General features: G+C 51.4%; 10 protein-coding genes and 1 tRNA gene. 3 read left to right on the top strand and 8 right to left on the bottom strand.

Going from position 1 to position 14,478, the window contains the following annotated elements:
* Window positions 1-120: 120 nt before the first annotated feature.
* A complete protein-coding gene (locus ACW9KT_RS09980) occupies window positions 121-1,299 on the bottom strand; it encodes a hypothetical protein (RefSeq protein ID WP_457079865.1) in 1,179 nt (392 codons plus the stop codon).
* Between the two features lie 318 nt (window positions 1,300-1,617).
* Between ACW9KT_RS09980 and ACW9KT_RS09975 the strand changes: the two genes are divergently transcribed.
* Complete coding sequence (locus ACW9KT_RS09975) at window positions 1,618-2,193, top strand: fasciclin domain-containing protein (protein WP_457079863.1); 576 nt, start codon at window positions 1,618-1,620, stop codon at window positions 2,191-2,193.
* 102 nt (window positions 2,194-2,295) lie between these two features.
* On the opposite strand, the gene ACW9KT_RS09970 is transcribed toward ACW9KT_RS09975, so the two are convergent.
* Genes ACW9KT_RS09970 through kaiC form a run of 4 tightly spaced genes read right to left on the bottom strand, consistent with a single transcriptional unit; the run spans window position 2,296 to window position 6,439 of the window.
* Window positions 2,296-4,011 carry a sensor histidine kinase gene (locus tag ACW9KT_RS09970; RefSeq protein ID WP_457079861.1) on the bottom strand — a complete coding sequence of 572 codons (1,716 nt, stop codon included), beginning with the start codon at window positions 4,009-4,011 and terminating at the stop codon, window positions 2,296-2,298.
* Window positions 4,004-4,345, bottom strand: coding sequence for a circadian clock KaiB family protein (locus tag ACW9KT_RS09965; protein WP_457079859.1), 342 nt, complete (start codon window positions 4,343-4,345; stop codon window positions 4,004-4,006). Before ACW9KT_RS09965 ends, ACW9KT_RS09970 begins: the two co-directional genes overlap by 8 nt.
* A gap of 1 nt (window position 4,346) precedes the next feature.
* Complete coding sequence (gene kaiB / locus ACW9KT_RS09960; protein ID WP_457079857.1) at window positions 4,347-4,679, bottom strand: circadian clock protein KaiB; 333 nt, start codon at window positions 4,677-4,679, stop codon at window positions 4,347-4,349.
* Window positions 4,680-4,696: 17 nt separating this feature from the next.
* Window positions 4,697-6,439 carry a circadian clock protein KaiC gene (kaiC, locus tag ACW9KT_RS09955; protein WP_457079855.1) on the bottom strand — a complete coding sequence of 581 codons (1,743 nt, stop codon included), beginning with the start codon at window positions 6,437-6,439 and terminating at the stop codon, window positions 4,697-4,699.
* Window positions 6,440-8,251: 1,812 nt separating this feature from the next.
* Here kaiC and ACW9KT_RS09950 point away from each other — a divergent pair.
* Both ACW9KT_RS09950 and ACW9KT_RS09945 read left to right on the top strand, forming a co-directional pair.
* Window positions 8,252-8,530, top strand: coding sequence for a hypothetical protein (locus tag ACW9KT_RS09950; RefSeq protein WP_457079853.1), 279 nt, complete (start codon window positions 8,252-8,254; stop codon window positions 8,528-8,530).
* 469 nt (window positions 8,531-8,999) lie between these two features.
* The gene (locus tag ACW9KT_RS09945; protein WP_457079851.1) at window positions 9,000-9,617 is read left to right on the top strand and encodes a hypothetical protein; all 618 of its coding nucleotides are present in this window, start codon (window positions 9,000-9,002) and stop codon (window positions 9,615-9,617) included.
* Between the two features lie 786 nt (window positions 9,618-10,403).
* On the opposite strand, the gene ACW9KT_RS09940 is transcribed toward ACW9KT_RS09945, so the two are convergent.
* From ACW9KT_RS09940 to ACW9KT_RS09930, 3 genes are all read right to left on the bottom strand, one after another.
* Window positions 10,404-10,721: a hypothetical protein gene (locus ACW9KT_RS09940; RefSeq protein ID WP_457079849.1), complete on the bottom strand. Its 318-nt coding sequence runs from the start codon at window positions 10,719-10,721 to the stop codon at window positions 10,404-10,406.
* A 1,129-nt stretch (window positions 10,722-11,850) separates the two neighbouring features.
* Window positions 11,851-11,923: transfer RNA gene (locus tag ACW9KT_RS09935), tRNA-Thr, on the bottom strand.
* A gap of 43 nt (window positions 11,924-11,966) precedes the next feature.
* Window positions 11,967-14,426, bottom strand: coding sequence for a DUF349 domain-containing protein (locus ACW9KT_RS09930; protein WP_457079847.1), 2,460 nt, complete (start codon window positions 14,424-14,426; stop codon window positions 11,967-11,969).
* Between the last annotated feature and the right edge of the window lie 52 nt (window positions 14,427-14,478).

Genomic DNA, 14,478 nt, shown 5'->3' with positions numbered 1-14,478 from the left:
AGCGAACTCGCTCCAAACAGGCAATCACGCAAAGCACAGCTAAGCATGACAGTTTCTGAATCAAAAAAGCCCCCCAGGAATGTCTGGGGGGCTTTTTTGTGGCTATAGTTATACTATGGCTTACTTAATGATCGGGGCGCGCTTAAACTCCTTTTCCCGATCGAATAAGTACCGGAACGTGGCGTGCGTACGCCAGATTTTTCCGCCAATTTGCTCAGCAACAGCCATCATGCGAGGGTTAAAGTCGCCAATCCAGTTCATGACAAAGTCCTCGTACTGAACTTTGCTGCGGTCCTGAACCACTTTAGAAACGGCCAACACCATGGCAGCTTCCACGCCGCGGCGCTGGTGAGCGGGCGCAATACCGAAGGCAATACCAGTGAGCGTACGCACTGAGCCGCGCCAGCGGTAGTAGGCAAATTTGAGCTTACCCAGCCAATTCAAGTTGCCATTTACGTGCTTAAACAGCTCATTTAGCTCCGGCAACGCAATAAAAAAACCGACCGGCTCGCCCTCATAATACGCAAACCAGCACCCTTTCTCGTCAATCACGGGGCGCAGCTTTTTCATAATGCTGCGCGACTGCTCGGGCCGCATTGCCTTCACGCCATCGTGCTTTACCCAAGCCTGGTTGTACACAATCCGAAAGTCTTCGGCGTACTTCTCCAGGTTCTTTAAGCGCATGTGCTCAAACGTATACTTCGGGTTTTGAAACATACGCTGGGCCTTCTCCTGATACTCGGGCTCCAGCGGATCAGCCACTTTACGGAAGTAGGTGAACTGGTTGAAGTACACCTGAAAACCATAGGTTTCGAGCAACCGACGGTAGTATGGCGGGTTATAATTCTGCCCGTACAGCGGAGCGCTAAAGTTGTCGATGAGCAGGCCCCACCACTGGTCACGGTCGCCGAAGTTGATGGGGCCGTCCATGGCTTCCATGCCGCGCTCGGCCAGCCAAGTGCGGCAAGCATCCAATAGCGTGTTGGCAGCCGCTTGATCGTCGATACACTCAAAAAAACCCATGCCGCCGGTGGGCTGATCGAAGGTCTTAGCTGTGCGCTTATTAATAAAGGCCGCTACCCGCCCAATGGTTTGACCCTGACTGTCCTGCAACAACCAGCGCGTCAGCTCACCGGCCCGGAAATACTTATTTTTCTTGGTATCAAATACCTGTTCAATATCCTTGTCGAGAGGACGAATGTAGTTGGGGTCGGAGCGGTAAAGACGCACCGGAAATTCGCGAAACTCGCGGGCGTGCTCGGGCGTCGTAACTTCAAGTAGGTGGTGCTGAGCAGTCAAGTGGGACGTAAAATGAGGTGAGGGGCCAACAAAGTATCGCACGAAGGTGTCAAATTTAACTTCAATGGGCAACTTCGCTGCCGTTGAGCTTCCCTCCTACGTCAATTTCTATTTTATGGCAGTTGTGGGGGGCAATTTAGTTGGAAATGAGCTACCTGGAAGTAGTTGCCGGGTCGGGCAAAACTGCTTATTCGGGGCAAGGGAACTATCAGTAGATAGGCTATCCAAAATATTTATGGTAGAGGTAAATCCAGTTGCTACAGTTGAGGCGTAAATGCTGTCAACTTCAACATCCCCCTCTTCAATTCTTACTAAAACATGAAAAGAAAATCGTTCACCCTCGCCTTCATTGCCCTACTCGGTGCTGCTACTGTCCAATCGGCTCAGGCCCAAGCGCAGATGGCTCTTACCAGCGTAATGGTTGGTGGCAAAGCCATGCTGCCCAGCAAAGACATCGTATCCAACGCCGTAAATTCAGCTGACCACTCCACCTTGGTAGCCGCTGTAAAAGCCGCTGGCCTCGTTGAGACACTGCAAGGCAAAGGTCCCTTCACGGTATTTGCTCCAGTAAATGATGCGTTTGAGAATTTGCCCGCTGGCACAGTCGAAACGCTGCTTAAGGCTGAAAACAAGGCCCAGTTGACCAAGGTACTTACCTACCACGTGGTAGCTGGCAACATGACCGCCGAAAAAATTATGGGCGCCATCAAGGCTGGTAAGGGAACCGCTTCGCTCAAAACCGTAAGCGGCGGCACCCTAAAAGCCACCATGAACGGTCCCAAAAATGTAGTTCTGATGGATGAGTCGGGTAACACGGCCACCATCTCGACCTACGATGTGATCCAAAGCAATGGTGTCATTCACGTCATCGACAAAGTAATGCTACCCAAATAAGGATAGCGCGGACAACGTATCATAATACTTAAAAAGCCCCCCGCGTAATGCGGGGGGCTTTTTTGGCGTTTATTGCTTATCGAAATCGGCGGTCAGTTGGTGCTAGCGCTTGAAATATACCGAGAATGTAGAGCCAACGTCTACCTGACTTTCCACGGTGATTTTGCCCCCCGCATTTTCCACCATCTTCTTGACCATGTACAGCCCGATACCGCTGCCCTCTACGTGGTCGTGCAGGCGCTGAAACATGCCAAACAAGCGCGGTTCATTAACCAGGTTTATTCCCAGGCCATTATCCTGCACGGTGAGCACATCGTAGTCGTTCTCGTGGTGGCACGATACACGCACCCACGGCTCCCGCTCCGGTGACCGATACTTAAGCGCATTGCTAAGTAGGTTGTAGACGACACTACGTAGGTTTTTCTCAGCGAAGGAAACAGTTGGGCAGGGAGTCAGATCAAGCTCCAATTTGCCCCCCGACTCTTGCAGCAAAGGCTCCAGGTCCAGGCACACATCCTGCACAACGGTACCCAATTCAACCAGTGCTACGGGCTGTATCTGTTCTTTTTGCAGCTTGGTTACTTCCGTCAGATGCTCGATGGTGCGCTTGAAACGCTCTACTGAGTCTTGCATCATGGCCATCAGCGGCTGCACTTGCTCGCTATCTTGGCCGGCGGCGGGCAGTTCCAGCAACAAAGCATGCAGCAGCCCTTCGATGTTGCTAATGGGCGCTTTTAGATCGTGGGAAGCGGTATAGATAAAGTTATCCAGGTCGACGTTGGCACGCGTCAGCTGCTCGTTGTTTTCGTAGAGCTGGCGCTGAGCCTGATCGATGCGCTCCAGGGCCAGCTTGTGCTCATGAATATCAGTGCAGGTACCAATCCACTGTATAATTACCCCCTGATCATTATAGGAAGGCAAGGCGCGGCCCAGCATCCAACGATAATTGCCGGCACCATCAAGGAAGCGGTATTCTACCTCAAACGCCTCCCCAGTGCGCAGGCTGTGCTGCCAGCTTACACTGGCGGGGCCCGCATCTGCGGGATGCAGACGAGTTTGAAACTCGTCATTTAAACCAGGCGTGCTGGGTCGGCCGATATAGTCAAACCACCGACGATTGAGGTAAGTATTTTCGCCCTGTGCATTGGCAGTCCAAGCAATCTGCGGAATGCCCTCCAGCATACGATTTGCTTCGGCAGCGGCCTGCTCCACCACGAGGCGCACAGCCTCCTGACGCTTTAGCTCTTCATTTTTACGGTCGATTACCTCATTTTGCTCCGCTACCAGCGCCCGGATGGCCTTGATTTCTCGTTGAGCCGAAAGATTAGTTACAATCACGGCCAAAGCGGGCGCGTCGTTGAATTCCAGCACATTCATTGACAGCGAGAAAGGCAGCAAGACCCCAGATTTAGTTTGCAGCGGTAGCTCTCCCTTACTTTTACCAGTCCAGCCCGTTTCCAAGAGCGTTTCCCAGTATCCTCGAAAACCGGGTGGTACGAAGTCAACAAACGAATTGCCCATCAGCTCTTCCAGCGCACGGTCGAGCAGATTAGCCAGGCTGGCATTGCAATACAAAATGATAGCGTCCTGACTGAGCAGTAGTGCTCCCTCGCTCATCTGCTCAATCAGCGTTCGATAAACCTGATCGGCCCCCTGCAGGGTAAAAATGCGAGGCCCGTCGGTTCCTTGCACCGCCAGCGCATCCACCGACCCCGACCGTATAGCAGAGATCAGCTCCTCAGCTTCTTGCAGCTGATAGCGCAACTCCTCGTTTTCACGGGTTAGGTCAGTAAGAATACGCGGGGAGCTTTCAGCCATTATCACTGGAACTATCAGGTGGCTGCGGAAGCGGAAGCCCCAAAGCGGTCAGCACCCGTTCCCGATTTGAGAGGTCGCCTACAAGTCGACGCACCAATCCGGGGCGACTTTTCACCAGCGTTGGCACGCCGATCAGTTGCTCCTCCTGAGCAAGGGCCGGCTGCTGATACACATCAATAATATAGAGCTCATAGCGGCCTTGCAGGTACAACTCACAAATCTCCTTGATGTTGCGCACTGCCCGCGTAGAATTTGGCGTAGCTCCGGTAATGTAGAGATGCAGCACGTACTCGGCCTCTGCGGGCTCTTGATCCAACCTTCCTTCTGTCTCCATCCTATCGGTTAGATTTGGCTAGCGCTGGCCGAATGTCAAGGCCTACCAACACCCGCTCCTCATTCGATAGGTCGCCGATAATTTTGCGAATTGGTACCGGAACCTTACGCACCAGCGTAGGAATAGCCAGTATTTGGTCTCCTTCCGCCAGCTGCGGATTCTGAAGCAAATCAACGACTTCAAGTTTGTACCGGCCTTGAAGGTGCTGTTCGCAATACTTTTTTAAATTAGCCAAAGCCGTAACTGATTTTGGAGTTTGGCCCGCTACATACAAGCGCAATTCCCAATAATCCTTATCAGTGCCCTCGGTTTCTATTGCTGGGGTAGTCTCCATTGTAGGTCGGGGGCTTACTATTTGGTGGGCTGATCGTCTTTTTCTGATTTCTTTTGAACCGACATTTCACTATTTGTCACGGTTCGTCCTTTGGTGAATATCTGCTGACGGGTTTCCTCTTCGTTATTAATTCGCCGCAGTTCCTCTTCTACCGACTCAAACTCCGTGCGCAAGTTGGCAATGGTGGCTTCCAATACCCGGCGCCGACGCTCCAGTTCCCGGTCCTTGCGTTCCAGTTCCTGCTGTGCGGCCAAGGCCTGGGCCTGTTCTTGCAGCTGCTGGGTGAGGCGGCTGGCCCCGGTCACGATGCCTTGTGGGCCGATTACTACATCCAGTATCTGTATTCCCTTATCAGTAACAATAAACTCGCGCACTTTATTGGAATGGGACATGCCCCGCGACTTAAGAATGCTCAAGCCCCGATTACGCTCCCCCACTCCCTCCAGGTCCCGCACACTAATCCAGGTATCTACCAGCGACGATACGCCTTCCTCCGTGGCCTCCACCTGATTGCTGCGGCCGCTGATGAGGGCTGTAAACAGGGCCGTGATGTCATTTACTTTCAGAAAATCAATCAACCGCGTAAGCATACTGCTTACCTCGTTCATGTTCCCTACGTTGATCAGGTTACTGATTGGGTCAATTATGACAGCATCGGGCTTAAACTCACGAACCAGCTTATGAATAATAACCAGATGCCTTTCCAGGCCATTCAATGTAGGTCGTGAGGCCTCAATATGCAGCAAACCTTGCTCCACCCAAGGCACCAAATCAACGTTAACAGACCGCATATTGCGAATCAGCTGCTGCGGCGATTCCTCAAATGCAAAATACAGGCAGCGCTTATTCTGCTTGCACACCGCATTCGCGAATGCGGCGGCCAAGGTGGTTTTGGCTGTACCTGCTGTTCCAGTTAATAAGATGCTGCTGCCGTGGTAAAAGCCCTTTCGACCGAACATCTCATCCAGAGCCGGGATACCAGAGGATACAATTACGTTGGATACCTCGTGCTCCAGTTTCAAGGACGTAACCGGCAGCACTGAAATACCCTCTTCGCTAATTAGGTACGGATACTCGTTGGTACCATGAGTGCTACCGCGGTACTTCACTACCCGCAGTCGCCGGGTCGTAATTTGATCGATAACGCGGTTGTCCAGCAGGATTACGCAGTCCGATACGTATTCCTCCAGCCCTTGCCGGGTGAGGGTGCCATCGCCCCGCTCAGCCGTAATAACAGTAGTTACACCTTTATCCTTAAGCCAGCGGAAAAGGCGCCGGATTTCGGAGCGCAGCACTGCTTCATTTGGAAATCCGCCAAACAGCGATTCAATCGTATCCAGCACTACCCGCTTGGCGCCAATAGCGTCGATGGCATAACCAAGTCGGATAAACAATCCTTCCAGATCGTACTCGCCAGTTTCCTCAATCTCGGAGCGGTCAACGTGTACGTGGTCTACCCGCAGTAACTTTTGCTCCTGCAAGGCAGGAAGGTCGAAGCCCAGAGAAGTTACGTTGGCGGCCAGTTCTTCAGCAGTCTCTTCGAAAGCCATCAGCACTCCGGGCTCGCCGAACTCCAGCGCTCCCCGAACCAAAAACTCAATCCCCATCAGGGTTTTTCCACACCCTGCGCTACCACAAATAAGTGTAGGCCGCCCTTTGGGCAAGCCCCCTTCTGTTATCTCATCTAACCCTTCAATTCCCGTTGGGGACTTAGGTAATTTTATCAAATTGATAGAGGAAGAAGTCGTCTTGTCTTGCATGAAATTGACGTTTTATCAGAAGTAGGCAGTCCTATTTAGGGAGTAGCTCCTACCTTCTTCTGATGACTTTAATCACACTATAGCGTGTATAAGCTTCTGGTTTATTGCCAAATACAGGAAGAGACAAACCAGCAGGCCAGCATTATACCGCTGTGCTTCGCAACACTTATCCTCATACTTGATAAGCCAATAATAGTTGATTTTTGTGCCGAAATATGAGCACAGTCCTCATCAACACAGATTATTTATAGAATCAGCTAGCTCCGATTATATCATAACTCAACCCGCCGACAGGTAAACAGCTGCGAATTTCATTATGAGCGCGCAACAACTTGCTAGCAATATTCTGGGGGGCATTTTGCAGGTTTCACAAAGGCAGAACAAGTGCAACTAGGTCACTTCTAGAAGCGAGGAGTTATTTTGGTTAGGGCACTTGGCATGATTTAAACCCGGCAAACTGAGTTGTAACTGCAAAATCTGGCAGTGCATATCAACCGATGGCAGGCTGAAAATGAGTGTTAGACTTACTGCTTGTGTTTTAGCCGCGACAGTGATCTTGTCACAGTGAGCGCCTTGATCTTCGCCTCGGCGTAGACGAGGTGGAATGCTCACTCGTCTTTTATTGGGCTAAATACAGATTACTCTAGTTACTCTAGCCGATGGTAATGTCATCGATTGCTATAGGCAATACGCCCACTTACTCATGGGGTAGAGTAAAGCAGCCTTACGAATAATATGCTTTGCTTACGAGCAGAGCAGCAAGGAGATGCAGGCACTCAAGTTTAGCAATAGCACCAAAGTCATCTCCAAGGCAGAATGAAGCGTCATCTTGTGTTTGCGTTGTGTGTAGTCGTCGTATTGGTTCTTCATTCTGTGAGGGGCCGCCGTGTTAGTTGGCTAGCTCACAGTTTATCAAACACATTGCCAAGTATTAGATAAGCACAATACATAACCTTATAAATAGAACATTGAATGTATAGAAAATCAATAATTGTTAATACCGTGGATGGTTAGCGCGCTACGAGCGTGTAAGAACTTTCATTATCCAAACTTGAACTGGACCAGCACGCCTAGCCGATATTACTATTCCTGAACGATATCGTCAGTTCGTTTTTTCAACTAGTTCCTGCTTTCGCCAATCGGTCCGCTTAGCTGGATAGTCGTAGCCCCTGCTTACTAGAAATGCAACCGCCATTATCACAACCAGACCAATCAATATAAGAAGACTCAGCCGCGCTCGTGCTCCTAGCGCCTTGCGTCGGGTTGCCGGATGATTGGAGCGATTAGATGACATAGCGTGAAGATGAAGGCGTGTACAAGTCATAGCAGCATTATATAAATATATAAAACGATTTCAAAAGGGCTGATTCCGTTCGGAATGTCCGATTCTGGTGCACAGCCGACCGAAAAACTTTGCCCCCCAGAGCAAGAAGTTGGTGAAGTTCGCTGAGGAGACAGCCTGGCTTTGAACTTCGCCCTCTCTAAGCTGAAGCTCGACGTAGAGCAGATCTTCTTAGAGTTGGAGCGCTTTAATCAACTCATTACTCGCACCCTATTCAAAGCCAGGATTAAGATTGACTCAGTGTCACCCGAGTCGTGCTCGTTGTGCTCAAGAAAACAGCATGGGTTACTTAGCGCAGTGGCAGACACGTTACGCTGTGCGCTATCAAACTTCCTACCTGCAGCGCTAACTAATGAATTAGCGACTTATGTAGGAAAGTCAACCTCCACAGTAGTTGATTCCGTACAACGTTCCTGTATTAGCTATTACTTGCTGAGCACCCCACTTATTCTAATTCCCATCACTTGCCTATGACCCATACTTACGACCTTCACACTACGCGCCCTGAACTTGATGCGACTACCCCTGTCACGCTCAACGGCATAACTATCGGCACAATTACCTGCTGCAATGTATCTCGGCCATTAGAGCCGCAACACCTTAAGTACTATGGCAAAGCCGCTGTGGGCGCTGCGACCGGCGGTAGTTGGGACGAACCAACTCAGGCCTTAGCTGACGTGCTGGCCTGGCACCTGCACCGCCCTGCACTCGAGCAGCAAAGCTTTTATGGCACTCAGGCCAGCACTTAGCAGACCAGTTGAGTGTAAATTGTCATGCAGAAAGAAGGGAGAAATATGTCCCACGTAGCCAGTTCCCGGAACAACTATCTACCCATCTCTACTCTATTAGTTCTATTAAACTTTGTATGAGCCGATTATTACGTCCGCGCTTCTATTTCCCCCACCAACAGACGGCTGCAGCCCTCGAAGCTACACTGACCTATGCCAAAGAAAGCTGCTCGTAGTGAAGGTCGTCCGCAACTCACACACTTCCTCCATACAACCTATGAACAACCGGCCTAAACTCGTCTGCATATGCTCTACGTTAAGAATCAGCTTGCAATATCAGCCCGTGTTCTAGCACCTGATCTAGGCTAAAGTATAAAGATGGTTCGTACACTAGTTTCGCGGCCCGCACCATTCTGCTGAAAACGGCGTACTCGCTGTAGCGTTACTTAGCCTGTACCCTTCTCTACCTGATTTCTGCCTTACTGCCTCTATGAAACACACAACCCACAACTTTAAAACCGTTGCCACCAAAGGCGGTAAACAATACGTGGAGGTCAAAGACCGCCTCCTGTACCTAGCCCACCATTTCGAGGGAGAGTACAGCATCGAGACAGACTATCGCTACTTCGCCTCCCGCAAGATGTGGGTAGTGAAGGCTACCCTCACCCTTACCCAAGGCGAGACGTCTAATACTTATACCGGCCTCGCTCAGGAACTGGAAAGCGAGAAATACGGGGCAGTTAACAACACCAGCGCTCTAGAAAACGCCGAAACCAGCGCGGTAGGTCGGGCCTTAGCAATGGCAGGCATCGGTATTGAATCAGGTATTGCCTCCGCAGATGAAGTTCGCAAAGCTGAGAGTCGCGCTGAGAGGAATAAGCCGGGCGAGCCCGAAGTTGAAGTAATCATGCAGGTAACCCCCGAAGCCTCCACTCCGGCCGCTGCAACTGCTGAACAGAAGGCAGAAATAACGCACTTACTGACACATGAGGCTTTTACTGAAAAGCAACGGGTGGCCGCATTAGCTGCCCTGCCAAACATGTCAGAGGCGGCAGCAGGGCAAGCTATCACGACTATGAAGGGCCGCATCGCCGAACACAAAGGCTAGAAGCCGTAACCAACCCTAGTGGGTGCTGATGCGCGAAACAGGCATCACCTGTCAAGGCCAGGTGATGCCTGTTTCGTAGTGTGCCATCTTTCGCACAGTAAGGAGGTGAGCAGTCATGAGCTTCCAACGGCCAATTGACTACAGGAGTAGCCGCGCTTCCCAGAGCAAACAGGCTAAGCAAACGCCATAGACGGCGCAGATAATGACACCGCTCTTTTCTGCCTTATAGATTGTGTATGTCCACGTGAAATCTTTCATGTGCACGCTTACGGAGCTCAACCTTAAAAGAGCATTAAACTCCTGATTTTTCAATTAAGAATTATATCCCTCCTTAGAAAACACATTGGAGCAACAGACACAAGCCGAGAAAGGTACACAACAGTATCATTCGCCACGGCGGTCTTACAAATAGGAACCCCTCATCCTCAAGCTTCATGCTGAAAGGTAAAGGTTTCTTGCTCAACAGTAGCAACACCTTTACCATCTACTGTTTACAGCTCTCCATGAATCTACCACCTAAATGATGCGCCGGTCGGGTATAGCATAGCGCTGGCCAGGTGTCGTAGCGCCCGCTACATCGTGATTCTGTCTGAGCTCAACCCCGAATTTAAAAAGGCCTGGAATCCCTTAAACGAGCGCTTTGATATTTTGCCGAGCTCCACCTAAGACTTTGTCACGGCCGCCGGTGTACCCACCAAATAATACCACTCAAGCCTAAGTAACTGCCCTCTACTCCGACCGTGCCCGTAGTGATGCTGCTCAGCCTGCTGCTCGCTGACGGCTTAATTATGGTTTGGGTGCCTTAACGAAGAGCAGCGTGGACGAGCTATCGCCCCCATCCAAGCGTTGCTGCATGACATAGCCCTCCTGCCCGAGCTTCTTAACGAGGCGATAGTAGGCCTCGTTGATATCCACTGCCCCTTTATCGACGCCAAAGCGGACATTGAATGGCATCACTTCACTTTGACCCTCCCCCCGGGTAAGAATCATGCGCCGCAGCCCTATATCTATTCGCACCACCACAATGTCAGTCTCGGCTTGCGCCCACGCCGGTAAGTTGCCCAGCATTAGCAGGCAGCCTAGTAGAAAGAGTAGCTTTTTCATAGGCCCGGAAGGTACTCGTCCCGGTGTTACCGCACAAACAAACGCCGTCTTTCTGCCCTGCCAGGCACCACGACAATGTTAGCCCCTGCTTAATCTACAAAACTCTGCGTAGACTATAGTCCAAGCCGAATAAGATGCCCTATGATACCGCCGCATAGCCAATGCTGAGACATTTTTTGTACTTTACATTTCTTATGTGACTCTCCCATGCCCTTTCCTCCCCTGTACCTGTTGGCTTTGCTACCCGTGCTCTCTATCATATGGATGATCTGCCAAGCCACCATGCCAGTATCCCCACGAATACAAGCCATTGCGGCCTACACTAGTCGTTCTTCACTGCCACTCTTACACCCCATCGTGTTGGCTCGGACAAATCTGCAAAAACGAACATGGCACTTGTCCCACATAGCACATAAGCAGTACGCAGGCGCATTCACTCATAGTCTTTAGGACATACATAGGTAGAATAGCGCTACGCAATCATACCTACGTGGATATAAGATCGGAGAAATAAACGAATGAAAGCCCACAACTCCGGCCTACAGCTCCGGTTTTCCTTAGGGGAAATAAAAAAACCTAATACTTCTCTACCACACATAGCTTTGTTGCGCTCTTGGCTATCGCTACAACCCACTATGTAAAGGGTAAATCAGCCGTTGACTTATGGTGGCAGGATGAAAGGGCGACAAAGTGTCAATAGAATCAAAATTCTGGTCAAGGTGCAGGGTTGTAACAACTCTGTTTAGCCAGTTGTGAATTGACAAGTAGCTCTTGAATTTCTCTTCTTATTCCTATTAGATGCTAGACCAGCCTTGAAAGATCGTAGTAGCTCAGCTCCGAGGGCTACCCCATCATAACTCTGTTCGTGTTATAGCGGCCTTCTTTAACCCTCTCTTTCCCCTTATCACTCCTATCCTCAGGTACACCTAGATAAATGTAAGTTATAGGTAAGCCGCACTATCCAGATCATACTTACGCTAGGCAGTAGCCCTTTTCTTTTGCCGGCAGATGTATCAAATAATGAGTTTTCTCTGAAAAGAGAAAACTGTCTTAACCTATTCTGTTATAAACTGTCAGCGAAATAAAAAAGCCCCCCATACGAGATGTATGGGGGGCTTTCAGGCATTTGAGCCTCCTGCCGGGATCGAACCAGCGACCTACTGATTACAAGTCAGTTGCTCTACCAGCTGAGCTAAGGAGGCGAAATGGTGGCGCAAAACTAGTGTCTTGCGCCCATTTTGCAAACTATGAGCGCACAATTTTTAATTGTTTTTTCAAAGACTCAATGCGCAACTTAGCTTCATCGATGCGGCCTTGGTACTCTTCTCGTAGCTGATTGGCGTTTTTGGAACGCGCAAAGAACTCAAGGTTAGTCTGTAACGTGGCGATGTCGTTTTCTAGCTCGTTGATATCGCGACGCAAAGCTTGCTCCTTTTTATAAAGTGCTTGTTGAGCATCGGGTCCCGCTTTGAGGCGTTCAACTTGAAGTTGAAACAGCAAATCGTTGCGCTCGGCATAGGGCAGGTTAGGTACCGTGTCGAGGTATTTGCCCATTAGCGTCTGGAATTTCTCCTCAGCTCGTGGCCCGCCGGTGTTACCAGAGGCGCGCCACTCGGCTACATACTCACGGAACCCTTCCATTGTGCCCGGATTATCGACGCTGAGCGCAGCTACGGTATCAGCTATGCGGTCAAGGTGGGCGGCTTGCTCCTGTGAGACTAGCTGGGCTTTCACTTCTCGCTGCTTGGTTTCTTGGTTTTTGCGGTCGAAGAAGGCGTCGCAAGCGGTGCGGAAACGGTTCCACACTTTATCCGATTGCTTCTCGGGCACGCGCCCAATTAGCTTCCACTCCTTCTGCAGGCGAATTACGATTTCGCGGCCTTCTTCCCAGTTCGGGTTTTGCAAAGCGGCCTCGGCTTGCTCACACAGGTCAAGCTTACGCTTTAGGTTCTGCCCTTTCTCTTCGTCGAGAGCTTTGAAGAATTGATTTTTGCGCTGGAAAAAACCCTTATATGCCCCCCAGAACTGCTTATTAAGCTGGTCGGCTTTGTCGCGGGGCACTAGGCCAGCGGCATCCCATTCCTCCTTCAGCTTTTGCAGCTCATCGGTTTTGCTGCGCCACTCATTCACGCGCTCGGTCTGGAATTCGCCGAAGGATTTGATTTGCTCGAGCAAAGCCGTCTTGCGGGTCAAATTTTCATTCTCCTGCGAAGAGCGGGTATCCAAGAAGCTTTTCTTGCGCTCGTGTACTTGCTCGGAGGCTTGCAGGAAACGTTGCCAAATGGGGTCGCGCTGCTCGTTGGGCACGGGGCCAATATGCTTCCACTCCTCGTGCAGTTGGCGCAACTCCTGCAAGGCCTTATTAATGCTCTGCTGCTCGCTCAACGCTTCGGCCCGTCGCACCAGTGCCTCCTTAGCTTCGAGGTTGCGACGACGGTCCAGTTCCTTCATCTCGAAGAACAGACCGCGGTTATTATAATAGATATCAAGCAGGGCGTGGTAGCTGTTCCACAGTTCCTGGGCATCCTTCTGAGGTACCGGACCGGTAGTTTTCCAGTCGTTTTGCAGGGTCTTGATTTTGGCTGAACTGTCCTTGGTTTCAGCCGACTCTACCAATAAACGTAGCTGGGCCAGCAGTTCCTGCTTGTGAGCCAGGTTTTTGGCGCGCTGCTCATCCTCGGCGCGAGCGTCGCGGGCACGGCTTTCACGAAATTCCTGCATGGCCTTTACCAGTTCGGCGTGGTCTGCGGGAGCTTGGTAGGTAGCTTCTGCATCGGGGCCGGCAGCAGCGTCGGGGCGCTGGCGGTCGGCAGACAACGTAGCTTCGTATTGCCGATAAAGATCCGAGATCTGCTTGCGGTTGCGCTGAGCATCGGGGCGGCGGACCATATTTAGCAGAAAGGTCGCTTGCGCCGCCAGATCGAGATTACTGAATTCGGGAGCAAGGGGTTCAGCCACATGATCCTCTTCCTCCTCGCCCTCATGGGCAGCGGCGGCCTCATGCGCTACAGCAGCTGACACCGTGGCAGATGTTGGCAGTGAAGCAACTACATCGGGAGCATTTTCTAAGTCCTCAGCTGAGCGCAGTGCGATGATAGGAGCTGCTTCTTCCGCTGGTTCCTCTGGAGCCGCTGTCTGTCCGGTTAAGGTCTCCGGCTCGGGAGTAATGGCTGCTTGAGGGGCATTTTGGGAGTCCTGGGGGACACTGCTACCAACTTCTTCAGCTCCCGTAGACAGAGCCTCGGGCGTAGAGGTAATGGGAGCATCAGAATGCGTGGCGGATACAACCCCAGGATTCGAGTGGCCATAATGAGCCTCTGCGCGAGCAAGCGGCTCCGATATTACCTCGTCGGCAGTAGGAATTACGGCCACCGGAATAGCAGCCTCAGGAATAGTCGGAGTAGGCGTCACGGCTGCTGCGGGCGCTTCGGCCGTGCCAGCACCGGATTGGGGAGCATTTTCTATGGGTGGCGTGCCCTGGGCAGGACGCTCGGTTATCTCGTTGATGGTAGTTGAGGGCGCAGCGGCAGTCGTTTCGGCGGGCACGTTGGCGGCCGGTGCGGGTGCATCCGTGGGGGGCATTTGCTGGGCCGCTGGGTCTTCTTTGGAGCGAATTTCAGCCAAGCGGCGTTCCAGAATGCTCATCGGCGACTCCGATGCGTCATCGGAGTGTTGGGGGTCGGTGTTGTGGTTATCAGGTAGCATACATACAAAAGAAAAGGCCGGCGGCGACAGTAATGCGGGCGCAGCAGTGGGG

The organism is Hymenobacter sp. HD11105, from assembly GCF_054051685.1.
This window is presented reverse-complemented; position numbering and strand designations above follow the sequence as displayed.

What these genes read in the sequence shown, in the direction of transcription:
- ACW9KT_RS09945 (WP_457079851.1), top strand. Translation starts at nt 9,000, where the DNA reads ATGAAACACACAACCCACAACTTTAAAACCGTTGCCACCAAAGGCGGT.
- ACW9KT_RS09965 (WP_457079859.1), bottom strand. Translation starts at nt 4,345, where the DNA reads ATGGAGACAGAAGGAAGGTTGGATCAAGAGCCCGCAGAGGCCGAGTAC.
- ACW9KT_RS09930 (WP_457079847.1), bottom strand. Translation starts at nt 14,426, where the DNA reads ATGCTACCTGATAACCACAACACCGACCCCCAACACTCCGATGACGCA.
- ACW9KT_RS09940 (WP_457079849.1), bottom strand. Translation starts at nt 10,721, where the DNA reads ATGAAAAAGCTACTCTTTCTACTAGGCTGCCTGCTAATGCTGGGCAAC.
- ACW9KT_RS09950 (WP_457079853.1), top strand. Translation starts at nt 8,252, where the DNA reads ATGACCCATACTTACGACCTTCACACTACGCGCCCTGAACTTGATGCG.
- kaiC (WP_457079855.1), bottom strand. Translation starts at nt 6,439, where the DNA reads ATGCAAGACAAGACGACTTCTTCCTCTATCAATTTGATAAAATTACCT.
- ACW9KT_RS09975 (WP_457079863.1), top strand. Translation starts at nt 1,618, where the DNA reads ATGAAAAGAAAATCGTTCACCCTCGCCTTCATTGCCCTACTCGGTGCT.
- ACW9KT_RS09970 (WP_457079861.1), bottom strand. Translation starts at nt 4,011, where the DNA reads ATGGCTGAAAGCTCCCCGCGTATTCTTACTGACCTAACCCGTGAAAAC.
- kaiB (WP_457079857.1), bottom strand. Translation starts at nt 4,679, where the DNA reads ATGGAGACTACCCCAGCAATAGAAACCGAGGGCACTGATAAGGATTAT.